This is a genomic window from Gracilibacillus boraciitolerans JCM 21714 (genome assembly GCF_000521485.1).
Taxonomy (GTDB): Bacteria; Bacillota; Bacilli; order Bacillales; family Amphibacillaceae; genus Gracilibacillus; species Gracilibacillus boraciitolerans.
Genome location: NZ_BAVS01000053.1, coordinates 1 through 11,046 on the forward strand (window position 1 = coordinate 1; position 11,046 = coordinate 11,046).

Genomic DNA, 11,046 nt, shown 5'->3' on the forward strand with positions numbered 1-11,046 from the left:
TATTAAATGAAATTCAATAAAAATATAATAGCAATACTTGTAGTGACGATTATAGTAATTACATTCATTGGTTTTACAATATACAGAAATTCTAACGAGTATATACAAAATGGATGGCAAGAATCAATTGTGGAGGGCGAAGGGAAGGAAAAAATCTCTCAAATATTTATCGATGGGCCTATATATTCAAATAGTTTACAACACCAGAATTCTATCTTAAACTTATTAAACATTATAGCTGAAGATTCGAGTATAAAGGGTGTAGTTTTATCTGTGAATACGCCTGGAGGAGATGTGGTAGCGATTGATAATATATATAATGAATTGGTAAAAATAAAAGAAAAGGGGGGAAAAAATTGGTAGTATCCATGAACTCAATGGCTACCTCAGGTGGTTATTACATAGCTACTCCAGCAGACCATATTTATGCAAATCATTCAACAATAACTGGGAGTATAGGAGTTATAATGAACTTTACAAAATATGATGAATTAGCAGATAAAATTGGTTACTCTCAAGTAAATATTAAAAGTGGTGAGCACAAGGATATGGCCAGTCCTTTAAAGGAGGTTACTCCCGAAGAAAAGGAAATATATCAAAGTGTGGTGGATGATAGTTATGAAAAATTTTTAGAAGTTATAGTTAATGGCCGAGATATGGATAGAGAAAGAGTACAGAACTTGGCAGATGGTAGAATTTATTCTGGATATGAAGCGAAAGAACTCGGTTTAATAGATAAGCTAGGTAGCTTAGAAGATGCTACGGATTATATCAAAAAAAGTTTAAATCAACCTAATTTAAAGGTGGTTAGAGTTACACCGAAAAATTCAATTATGGATAGCTTCTCACCCAATATCCAATCAAATTTAATTAAGGATATTGAAAATATAATAGGTATTAACAATCAAGCAAGATTAATGTATATCTTTGATCAATAAATAGTACCAATGGACAATTTATCAAGATATTATCTAATCTCTTTTTCTATAACATCCACTATATTATGGAATAGACTCGACACATAATCTCTATTTTAGGGTAAGGGGGGGCTGCTACCATCTTTGTGTTACCAAAAGATATTGGAATAAACTAATTGAATTTGCTTAAGAATTCCAGCTTTAGAAACATGTTCACAATTCAGTCTTGCTCTATGTTTATGTATTTAAGTCTATTTTAATGTTGAGTGTTCTCTTTTCCTTAATGTATAGATTGTGGAGTAAAAATGTTCTCTAGCCAAGAAAGAAATGCTGCCTGAGTAATTCTTCGTTAGATCACGAACCGTGTTTTTTCACCATCTTCTTGACTGCTATTTTAGTTATTGTATTTATAATCCTATGGACTTTTTAATCTCGAACCTCATTACCAATTATTAGGTGATGAAACACCATCAATTATCCATTTTTTATTATATGGCTTTATTTATAACTGTCATTGTAGAAAAATTATTTTAAAGCTATCGCGAAATCTATTTAACATTATTTGTTATATATGTTAATATAATACTACAAATGCTCGGGTATTTATGAGTATTGGGGACAGTATGATCTACTAGTATGGAGTTTTGAGCCACCGTTTGCGGATAATAGAGCCAGTGAATGCAAAGGTGAGAGCCATTTAGTTATTAAATGGTACCCCCCCCTTTTCATGTTTTTGATCCACTTATGGCACAATTCTGGGCCGCCGTTGCCATATGGAGATATAGTATTTGTTGATATAGATATAGTAACAGTACCACCACTATTGACTTTGTTTGTGTCCGTGGTAGTGGTTTGAATGTTATGAAATATTCTGTCTTCAATTCAAATAGTAAATATATATACAAACAATAGAAAGTAAAGATATATAACTCTGTACTTTTCTTGTGTAATTACTATTTCATATCTATGTTTGTTAGTTATCTATAAGAAAATTAGTAGCTCGATATTGAAAGGAGGTGAATTTTATGAATAAGAAAATAATCGCTTTAGTTGGAACATGTTTACTTATAACAATAGGCTTTTTAACTTTCGGCGCTTCTTCCACAGCAAGTTCACATAATATTGCCCCCAGTTAATATAAGTGCTGAACAAACTTCAAGCGCTAACTCTGAAACACCTCAAGCTGTTTGGGGGGGTAGTAGCTAAAGGGGGGGCGCAAAAGGCTTGGGTATACGGCAAACATGCATACCAAGCTAATAAGAGTGCCTTAGGAGATGCTGCAAGACAAGGTACATTCTGGGCAGGTGGTCTCAATGAAAGTGATATGAAAGTTGAAACTGTGGAAGAAATTTTTGATAAGTAACAAATATTCAGTTCCTGTCAGTAATACAAATTGGCAGGAACTTAACTTACATAAAAGAAATCGTTTTGATGACGGTAAAAAAATGAAATGCTTTCAAATTTCTCTTTGCATTTTTACTTTTCCAACTTTGTGTGGCGGTATAATATACTGGTCCGATAAACGGATTTTACAAAATGGAAAACCTTAAAAAGAATTTTTAACAATTCTTTTAGCTAAATACATTTGAAAGTCCTTCTAACTTCTCTACTGCTAAAAATAGAAAGGATTTTTCAAACTATTTGCTAGTGTTATAGAAAGTTCAGGTAGCCTCAACTCCGTCTTTTAACACCCCAAAGACTTCTAAGTGGAAGGATCATATGTTATGATGCCCAATGAAGTGATTATTTCCATTTTTTTTATCTTCTTTTTATAACTTACAGATCTTCTATAAGGAAACAAATGGTATATAAACAATATTCTAGCAAATTTATAAACGCTTTCTTTTACGTTTCTAGTTGCTTCTTTAACTTGTCATCGAAACTATCACTTGAAGTATTAGAATTTTTGAATTTTCTATAAAAAATTCTTGAAAGCAGATTTGGTTTTGTTCTATCCAAAAAACAGGTGATCAGTCTCTTGAAATTGATTTATTATCTAATAAACATTCATTTTTCAATTTTTCTACTATGTTATAGATTACTTTTCTTTAACCTGTAGAATTTTAAAGTATATAGCCATGATATCACCCTTTTTGTTGGATTATTAGTAAGTATTTTAAAGGATTCTACCATTTATATAAGGTTTATTTCTTTGTTGTTTTTTAATTACGTCAAGTATCATAATCGACAGGTGTAACCGTCAAGTAGTTTTGAACACTTTCTGCTCATTAATTTTGAACACTTTTTGCTTGAAAAAGAGACTCACGATATTTAATTCTGTGACTAGCCCCATCGAAATGGATGACTTCAGAACGGTGGAGAAGGCGATCTAAAATCGCCGTTGTAATTCCTTGATCTCCTAACAATTCTCCCCCATTCCTCAGGTCCTTTATTTGAAGTTAGAATGATTGAACTTCGTTCATATAGATGGTTAATAAGATGGAAAAATAGATTTGCCTCATTTTGGTCCATCGCCATATACATAAGGTCATCAATTATAACCAGATCAGCTTCTCTAATGCGTTTCATCTGTAGCTGGGACTTTCTAAGAAACTCCTCACTTTTTAATAAAGGTACTAATTCTCCCATAGATACAAATGATACACGATGCCCTTTATTGACTGCTTCTAACCCTAAACCAATTGAAATATGAGTTTTTCCCTTATAGAAAGCTTTCTATAAAGGCAAATCCCATCTGGCTATTGGATTAGGGATGGAAACATGCTTAGCTGGTTATCGTGTGTTTTTCGCAACGGTTCCGTCTTTTATTAATCAATTAAAAGAGCATCGTTCGGAGCGTACGTTACGGTCATTCGAATTAAAGTTTGAAAAGTATGACCTTGTCATTTTAGATGAACTGGGCTATATATCTTTTGATAAAGAAGGAGCTGAATTATTATTTTCGCATTTATCACTACGAGCTGATAGAAAATCCACGATTATTACTAGTAATTTATCTTTTTTAAAGTGGCAAGATATTTTTCATGATGCCGTACTAACCGCAGCTTTAACAGATCGCTTAACACATAAATCTCATGTTTTAAACATGAGTGGGGGGGCATCTTATCGAATGAAAGAAACAGAAGAATGGATGAGAAATAGTAATGATCAAGTGGCTCTAAATTAAATTGCAATATGGCTCACTTTTCACTTGCGAAATACATAAGGAGTATATAGTGTGATGAAGATAAAAATAAGAAAGTGTACTCTTGCAGATTCACTTCTGCTTCAGGAAATTAGTTGTGAGATATTTAGTCAGACATTTAAGCATCAGAATTCTGTCGAAAATATGAGTGCTTATTTAGAAAAAGCCTTTAACTTAAAACAATTAGAAAAAGAATTAGCCACTCTTTCCTCGCAATTCTTTTTGTTTATTTTAACAATGAAGTCGCTGGTTATTTAAAAGTTAATACTGATGAGGCACAATCTGAGAAAATGGGGGACGAATTTCTAGAAATGGAGAGGATTTATATAAAAAACAATTTTCAAAGATTTGGACTTGAGAAAGCTTTCAACAGGGAATAGACGATTTAATATCACTTATAGAGCATCGTCGAGTTGTATTAATGTGTTCGGAGCGTCATTCATCAAGATGTCATCGACTGTTAATCAGCAATCATCTGGTAGCAATAAGGGTTTCCATTTTATCATAATTGTCTCCCCCCCTTCGTTTTTATAAAGTTAATTGATTGATCCTTGAGTTGCTTGCCAATAATACCTAACCTTGTCTTATAAAAATTATAAATAATAAAACTCCAATCATAAAAAGTTAGCAAAAGATTAATGTAGGTAACTTTTATATTCTCCTAAGAATGAAAAAAAAGCCCGAATGGTAAAAATTCGGGCTTACAGGATAAATAGTTACACGTTTATTCACTAATTTATATGCATCAAATTACATCCTTTAATAGGTAGGCCATCCATAACTGTCCCAATATAAATCATTAATTAATAAGCTTGGCAGGCCATTTCGGTCCGCGTCATAAGCATGGCGAACAAAGATGTTGTTATTGAGCACATCTTGATGACCTGGAGCGACCCATTTATCATTACCTGTATCAAAAATCGTTCCGCCACCGTACAACATATCGTTTCCAAATTTGTCTAGATAAGGACCTGTTATAGCTGTTGAGCGACCAACTGCAATTTTATACGTACTATCCAAACCATTACAACATTTATCAAAAGAAACAAATAAATAATAGTATCCATCTTTATACGTGATACTCGGTGCTTCGACTGCACCCTCTGGATGATCAGGTCTGGCAGCTATCGAATAGGTTTGACCAGTAGGCTTCATCGTTTGGGCATCTAGTTTAGTTAATTTAATTCCACTCCAATAAGAGCCATACGATAACCATGGCTGCCCATTTTCATCAATCACTAAGTCTCCATCAATGGCATTAAAATTATCGCTGGTGGTCGAACGAACAACAAGTCCATCATCTCGCCAATTACCCGATTCAATACTATCTGTTGACAATAAACCTATTAGAGATTGATTGGAACCAAAAGAAGAGACAGAGTAATAGAGCCAATAGCGCCCATTAAAATATTGGATGTCAGGAGCCCATTGAGCACTTGTATGGTTAGGTACATATTGACTCCACCAATTTAAAGGCTGAGGAAAAATAACTGGTGCTTCGTTCCAATTCCGTCCATCTTGTGAGTAAATTACTCGTATACCATTCTTATCGACTTCACCTGTGCCGAATGTCCACCATGTGTTTCCTTCCTTAATCATCGAGGGGTCATGAATCATTGGATGTTCATCCATTTCCCAAAACGCCGCTGATACAGAAGCACTGCCCACACCAAAGAGAATCATTACAAAAAAGATTACCTTTCAATACGTTCTTAACTTAATTTTCATCATCTCCTTTTAATTTTAATACGCCAACAAAATAATGAAAGCGCATTCTTTGTGTAGATAATTTTAACATAACATGTTTAATATGTTAATTAAAAACATAAAAAAGATATTTGATTAATGACTTAGTTAATTTTAATGATTAAAATATGTTGTGGCACAATTAATATTTTCTGCAAATGTCTTCAAATTAGTGGAGAAATCACCAAGGTATTTCGTTACATAAAATCAATTATGCAACACCTCCTATTGAGTGCTTATGCCAAAAGTAAATGTTACAAAACCAAATAGTTTAGTCAATGTAAAAAATTAATAGAGAAATATTAAGGAGAAAATCTTGTATCTAGGAGAATGTATCGTATAAAATGGAAGAATAAGAAATTTGTCGAAATAAGTTAGTCGATGGGGGGGGAAATTATGTCAGCACCTGTTACTACTACATATGCACTATTAAATCAGGAGAAGAAAGCGACCATATTATTTTTAATTCTCTTTTATGTTATTACATGGGGTTATGATTTTTTGATCTTTACATAGATCCACTTATGAAGGGAAATGGGGCTGGTTGGTTTATAGAGGGAAGTTTAGGAATTATTCCTTATCTTATTCATGTTGGATTATTATTCGTAGCTCTCTATTGTTTTAAAAAAGATAAACCACATCTTATTAAATATATTTACTTTATTGTTTATATTCTAGTTGTTTTAATTAATGATGTAATGATCTATTTATCAAGTAATGATATTAATTATAACTATCAGAGTGGAAATATTATTGAAGTGTTACTCGTCTTGTTTTCTCCGATATTTGTTAATAAGACCTATTTCTGGATTGTTTCGTTAGGAATGGTTTTTAAATATACGTTCATTGGCTCTGTAACGGGTAAAATGGAGATTGTGATGACACCAATCTTATTAGTGATTATTATGGCTATGGTTGCCTATTTGTTATTAACGCGGGTTATATCATACATTACTGCTATAAAAAAAGCATATGAAGAGTTGCAAGAGACTGAAAGATTAGCTACGGTAGGAGAAATGGCAGCCGGGATAACACATGAGATAAGGAATCCATTAACTTCTATAAAAGGACTTCTGGAGCTGAAACAAATGGACGAAGATCCTTCTGATAAATACACTCCGATCATCCTTGATGAGGTCAACAGAATCGATACAATTGTCAATGATTTAATGATGCTTGGAAAACCTAAATCCCATTCTTTTTCTAGGGAAAATGTTCCACACATTTTGGAGTATGTCGTATCATTACTAAAACCTTTGGCTGTAAAAAATAACATCAAGCTAAAAACAAAAATAGCGGAAGATCTTCAGCCTATTTATTGTGATGAAATTCAAATAAAACAAGTCTTTATAAATCTTGTAAAAAACGCAATTGAATCCATGGAAAACGGTGGTGAGATTACAATTGCCGCAAACCTTTCGAATGATAATGTAGTAATTGAAGTAATAGATCAAGGTGTAGGAATACCACAGGAAAAAATACCGAAAATGGGTGAACCGTTTTATACAACGAAAGAAACAGGAACAGGTTTGGGATTAATGGTGAGCATTAAAATAATTGAGGAGCATCAGGGAGATGTCTTGATAGATAGTGAAGTTGATAGAGGAACTAGTGTAACGGTTATATTACCAATAAATGGAAGTTATCGTAAAAATGGAATGGTAATTTAGCTACATTTATAGTAATTAGTATTAGTAATCGGGTATAGATAAGGAGTACATGTCTACGAAGGAAGGTTAGGAATGACAGTATTTACGATTGGACATTACAACCATTCACAGGAAACATTTTTAGCATTATTGGCCACTAAAGAAATTGATTGTGTGGTAGATGTACGGTCAATGCCAGGAAGCAACAGAAATCCTCATTTTAATAAAGACCAATTACAAGAGTGGTTAGAGAGAGCGTATATTGACTATTTTCATCTTCCTAAGCTTGGTGGCAGAAGAAGCAGGTCTGGTGAAGTTGGCGAGGTGTTGAACGATGGTTGGGAAAATCAATCTTTCCATAATTATGCAGATTATACCTTATCAGAAAGCTTTAAACAAGGAATCGGGGGAGGTGGAGTTACTTACAAAGAAACATCGTGTGGTGTTAATGTGTTCCGAGCGTCATCCCTCAAGGTGCCACCGGTTGATCATAAGTAATTACCTTCAGGCAAATGGATCTCAAGTTATCCATATCATTCCTGATGCAGAAGCAAAAGCTACGTTTGTTGAGCATCAATTAGGGAAATGGGGGGGAGCAACTCCCGCGGTAGAAAAGGATGGAACTGTTGTGTATCCCAGGCTATAGGAAGCGCAGAGAGGTTCTTCCATTTTAGCATGAGCATGCTCATGTATTTACCTCTTGACACTCAGGTACAGCTATGGTAAAAATGAGTTAAACGTTTACAAATTAATTGGATTGTTACTGTTCGGCAGGCAAAACCTAAATTTGCGACAAGAAGATGGAAAGCGATCTTCTTGTATTCAGATTTAGGTTTTTTATTATATATTTTTGTTTCCAGGATAAATGGAGAGAATAAAAAATAGAACTGATGAATTAGAGGAGGTGTTTAGATGGATATTAAGAAGGTTCTAAACAATAATGTAGTCGTCACGTTGAATGAGCATAACCAGGAAATGGTGGTAATGGGGAAAGGGCTAGCCTTTCAAAAGAAAGTCGGTCAGCCTATTGATGATGCTAAATAGGTTTAAGAGTTTCTCTAAATGAACTGTATGGTCGTTATCAAAAACCTTTAATGGTCGTTGAAAATGGATAGGTGCGTATGATAAAGTGGAAGAAGACGGATCCATAAATGACGATTATCGCATTAATTACCTTCGTGAGCACATCGCACAAATGGGCGAAGCAGTGGAAGATGGAGTCGACTTAATCGGTTATACGAGCTGGGGCTGTATTGATTTAGTAAGTGCTTCTTCTGGTGAATATTCGAAACGTTACGGCTTTATCTATGTCGATAAGCATGACGATGGAAGTGGTACGTTAGAACGTAAACGTAAGAAATCATTCTTCTGGTATAAAGATGTTATTGCTTCAAATGGGAAAAATTTATAAAAAATCAGTAGGGATCCTCACTGATTTTTAGATTAGAATGACAAACAAATGAATGACTGATGCAGAAGATTGGAATTGTAACATGACTTATAGGTAGAAAAGAGAAATATTTATTCGCAATTCAGTTCTTCCGTTTTATTAACGACAAAAGTCAAGCTAATTTCGCTTCTTACGGACATAAAGGATCGCATTCGCCTATTTTTGTCCGTAAGAATGGATCTAATAGACAAAATAGTTCCTGTTTGCCCTTTTTTGTCCGTAAGAATTAATTTTATGGACAGAAAAGTTCGTATTCACTTCTTTTTGTCCATAAGAACTGAATATCGAAAAAAATATTCTAGCAAGAGTCTATATTTAATTTTGCGCCGCCGTCTTCAGAATAGCTTTTCGTTTTCCCTTTGTTCTTCTTGTTAACGAGAAGATGGCACATAGTAATGAGATAATGACAAGTATTCCGCCAAACCAAGCCATATGGGAAACTGTTCCGGTTTGACTTAATACGATGCCGCCAAATCCTGAACCGACAGAAATCCCAATTTGGATGGCGGAGTTATTAAAGCTTTGCTGAATATCCGATGTAGCAGGATCTGTTTCAATTAAATAGCTCTGTTGAGGTGGGGGGGCTAAGCTCCAGCTCAGTGCTGCCCAAACCATCATAATCGGGATGAATACGATCATTGAAAAGGTAGTGAATGGTAACGCGAATAGCACAACTACAAATAAAATAATTACTGTAAGGATACTTTTATGCGTACCAATAGAATCAGAAAGAACTCCCCCGAATGCTCCACCACTTACTGCTGCAATCCCGAATAACAGATAACAAATACTGATCCAGTTGGCATTCAGTTGAAGTTCCGTTTCCAAAAACGGAGTAAAATAGGCATAAAGCGTATAATGGCCTGCTAGTAAGAACATCGTTGCAAGATGTGCACTGCCTATTTTCAAACTGGCGACTGCTTTTATTTGTTGTGAAAGTGGAATAGCATTTCCTCCTGGAACTCGCTCTAAAAAGATCGAAATAAGAATAAAGGAACCGATTGATAATATTGCAATCCCAAGAAAAATAACGCGCCACCCAAATATATCGGAAATCACAATGCCAAGCGGTACCCCCATGACAAGTGATGAGCTAATGCCCATATAAATTAGACCGAGAGCTTTTGCCCGGTGTGCTGGGGGGGCAACAATTTTTGCTGCGATGGTTAAGGACAAAACAACGATAAGTGCGGTACTCATTGCTGTCAATATTCTCGCAATCATCATAAAGGTGAAATTCGGACTGAAATAGGTCATGATATTACCGATGAAGAAAATAAGCAAGGCAATAAGATATAACTTTTTCCGTTCTATTTTGCTGGTGAGTACTAATAAGACCGGGCCAGTGATGGCATATACAAGTGCAAACACCGTGATTAATTGTCCGGCAGAGCTTAACGTAATATTCAAATCATTTGCGACAGTTGGAAGTATGCCGCCAATAATTAATTCGACAAGTCCAACAGCAACAGTGGATAATGCTAATATAAAAACTTTTAGATTCATAGTATGTTTTAATTCCTTTCATAATGAAAAATAAAAAATCCTGATTACAAAAAATGATTAGTTCATTTTCTGTAATCAGGATTTTAAGGTTCCTGGTAGAGACCCCCCCAAGCCATATTCTGAGGTTATACAGGTTGTATTAATTTATGATAAGCGAGCACCTTGGATAGTCTACTAGCTATCCGCTAATTTATCAAGTTTTTTTAATTTTGAAGGAAGATATGAGTTGGATCGAGGTGGACTTATGTCAATATATTAGATATAAAGAATGTGGATTTTATCTAAAAATATTTTCATTTTTTTTTGTCGTTTCAGGAGGATAGCATTCCTTTGGCAGCTATCAAGGGTAAAGGCTTTGCCCCCCTCCTATTGTCGGCCCTTGACACCTCCCAAATCCGTGCTGCTTTCAAAGCACGACAAATCAAAACGAAAAAAATGTGGGGGGAGCTTCAAGAGATTCATAGATACATCTTAGATAACGCTTATTTACTTATGGGAGAGCAATTGCTCGTATTGTTTTTTAAACGCTATTGGCGATAGATAACCGATGGTAGAGTGAATTCTTTTGAAATTGTAAAATGTCTCGATATATTCGAAGATGCTCATCTTAGCCTCTTGACGCGTTTTGTAGCG

The 11,046-nt window shown here is 34.6% G+C and carries 12 protein-coding genes, 5 pseudogenes and 1 riboswitch; of the genes and pseudogenes, 13 read left to right on the forward strand and 4 right to left on the reverse strand.

Annotated elements, in window-relative coordinates:
* Positions 1-42 precede the first annotated feature (42 nt).
* The 3 genes from JCM21714_RS18890 (at position 43) to JCM21714_RS17035 (ending at position 2,280) form a co-directional block, all read left to right on the forward strand.
* Complete coding sequence (locus tag JCM21714_RS18890) at positions 43-363, forward strand: ATP-dependent Clp protease proteolytic subunit (protein ID WP_158413554.1); 321 nt, start codon at positions 43-45, stop codon at positions 361-363.
* Complete coding sequence (gene sppA / locus JCM21714_RS18895) at positions 357-938, forward strand: signal peptide peptidase SppA (RefSeq protein ID WP_052000878.1); 582 nt, start codon at positions 357-359, stop codon at positions 936-938. Before JCM21714_RS18890 ends, sppA begins: the two co-directional genes overlap by 7 nt.
* Positions 939-2,058: 1,120 nt before the next feature.
* The gene (locus JCM21714_RS17035; RefSeq protein ID WP_035726227.1) at positions 2,059-2,280 is read left to right on the forward strand and encodes a hypothetical protein; all 222 of its coding nucleotides are present in this window, start codon (positions 2,059-2,061) and stop codon (positions 2,278-2,280) included.
* A gap of 865 nt (positions 2,281-3,145) precedes the next feature.
* Here JCM21714_RS17035 and JCM21714_RS17045 read toward each other — a convergent pair.
* Positions 3,146-3,578: pseudogene (locus JCM21714_RS17045) on the reverse strand (ATP-binding protein); the annotation flags it as partial.
* A gap of 22 nt (positions 3,579-3,600) precedes the next feature.
* Here JCM21714_RS17045 and JCM21714_RS17050 point away from each other — a divergent pair.
* The 3 genes and pseudogenes from JCM21714_RS17050 to JCM21714_RS24560 all read left to right on the forward strand — a co-directional run.
* Positions 3,601-4,044 (forward strand): annotated as a pseudogene (locus JCM21714_RS17050) (ATP-binding protein); the annotation flags it as partial.
* Positions 4,045-4,098: 54 nt separating this feature from the next.
* Positions 4,099-4,424 (forward strand): annotated as a pseudogene (locus tag JCM21714_RS17055) (GNAT family N-acetyltransferase); the annotation flags it as partial.
* Positions 4,425-4,459: 35 nt separating this feature from the next.
* On the forward strand, positions 4,460-4,570 hold the full coding sequence (locus tag JCM21714_RS24560; RefSeq protein WP_369403648.1) for a hypothetical protein: 111 nt from the start codon (positions 4,460-4,462) through the stop codon (positions 4,568-4,570).
* 251 nt (positions 4,571-4,821) lie between these two features.
* Here the strand turns inward: JCM21714_RS24560 and abnA are convergent, their stop codons facing one another.
* Complete coding sequence (gene abnA, locus JCM21714_RS17060; protein ID WP_500784401.1) at positions 4,822-5,757, reverse strand: arabinan endo-1,5-alpha-L-arabinosidase AbnA; 936 nt, start codon at positions 5,755-5,757, stop codon at positions 4,822-4,824.
* A gap of 432 nt (positions 5,758-6,189) precedes the next feature.
* Here abnA and JCM21714_RS23305 point away from each other — a divergent pair, with 432 nt between their 5' ends.
* From JCM21714_RS23305 to JCM21714_RS17075, 6 genes and pseudogenes are all read left to right on the forward strand, one after another.
* Entirely contained in the window at positions 6,190-6,324 is a 135-nt protein-coding gene (locus JCM21714_RS23305) for a hypothetical protein (protein ID WP_268748394.1), read from the forward strand.
* Between the two features lie 8 nt (positions 6,325-6,332).
* The gene (locus JCM21714_RS17065) at positions 6,333-7,478 is read left to right on the forward strand and encodes an ATP-binding protein (RefSeq protein WP_052000880.1); all 1,146 of its coding nucleotides are present in this window, start codon (positions 6,333-6,335) and stop codon (positions 7,476-7,478) included.
* Between the two features lie 72 nt (positions 7,479-7,550).
* The gene (locus tag JCM21714_RS23310) at positions 7,551-7,955 is read left to right on the forward strand and encodes a DUF488 domain-containing protein (protein WP_268748395.1); all 405 of its coding nucleotides are present in this window, start codon (positions 7,551-7,553) and stop codon (positions 7,953-7,955) included.
* Positions 7,906-8,103: a hypothetical protein gene (locus tag JCM21714_RS22495; RefSeq protein ID WP_268748396.1), complete on the forward strand. Its 198-nt coding sequence runs from the start codon at positions 7,906-7,908 to the stop codon at positions 8,101-8,103. The genes JCM21714_RS23310 and JCM21714_RS22495 overlap by 50 nt, the downstream gene beginning before the upstream one ends.
* 266 nt (positions 8,104-8,369) lie before the next feature.
* Positions 8,370-8,498 (forward strand): annotated as a pseudogene (locus JCM21714_RS19635) (CAT RNA binding domain-containing protein); the annotation flags it as partial.
* A 2-nt stretch (positions 8,499-8,500) separates the two neighbouring features.
* Positions 8,501-8,868 (forward strand): annotated as a pseudogene (locus JCM21714_RS17075) (family 1 glycosylhydrolase); the annotation flags it as partial.
* 354 nt (positions 8,869-9,222) lie between these two features.
* On the opposite strand, the gene JCM21714_RS17080 reads toward JCM21714_RS17075, so the two are convergent.
* Complete coding sequence (locus tag JCM21714_RS17080) at positions 9,223-10,413, reverse strand: MFS transporter (protein WP_035726232.1); 1,191 nt, start codon at positions 10,411-10,413, stop codon at positions 9,223-9,225.
* Between the two features lie 52 nt (positions 10,414-10,465).
* Positions 10,466-10,566: riboswitch (purine riboswitch) on the reverse strand.
* 177 nt (positions 10,567-10,743) lie between these two features.
* Between JCM21714_RS17080 and JCM21714_RS20340 the strand changes: the two genes are divergently transcribed.
* Positions 10,744-10,953 (forward strand): hypothetical protein, encoded by a 210-nt coding sequence (locus tag JCM21714_RS20340; RefSeq protein ID WP_035726234.1) that lies wholly within the window; start codon positions 10,744-10,746, stop codon positions 10,951-10,953.
* Here JCM21714_RS20340 and JCM21714_RS19640 read toward each other — a convergent pair.
* A partial coding sequence (locus JCM21714_RS19640; protein WP_148295083.1) for an IS3 family transposase occupies positions 10,900-11,046 on the reverse strand: 147 nt, incomplete at its 5' end. The genes JCM21714_RS20340 and JCM21714_RS19640 overlap by 54 nt on opposite strands.

Coding starts and splice junctions, on each gene's coding strand:
- JCM21714_RS23305 (WP_268748394.1), top strand. CDS start 6,190: ATGGGGGGGGAAATTATGTCAGCACCTGTTACTACTACATATGCACTA.
- JCM21714_RS17065 (WP_052000880.1), top strand. CDS start 6,333: ATGAAGGGAAATGGGGCTGGTTGGTTTATAGAGGGAAGTTTAGGAATT.
- JCM21714_RS23310 (WP_268748395.1), top strand. CDS start 7,551: ATGACAGTATTTACGATTGGACATTACAACCATTCACAGGAAACATTT.
- JCM21714_RS22495 (WP_268748396.1), top strand. CDS start 7,906: ATGTGTTCCGAGCGTCATCCCTCAAGGTGCCACCGGTTGATCATAAGT.
- JCM21714_RS17080 (WP_035726232.1), bottom strand. CDS start 10,413: ATGAATCTAAAAGTTTTTATATTAGCATTATCCACTGTTGCTGTTGGA.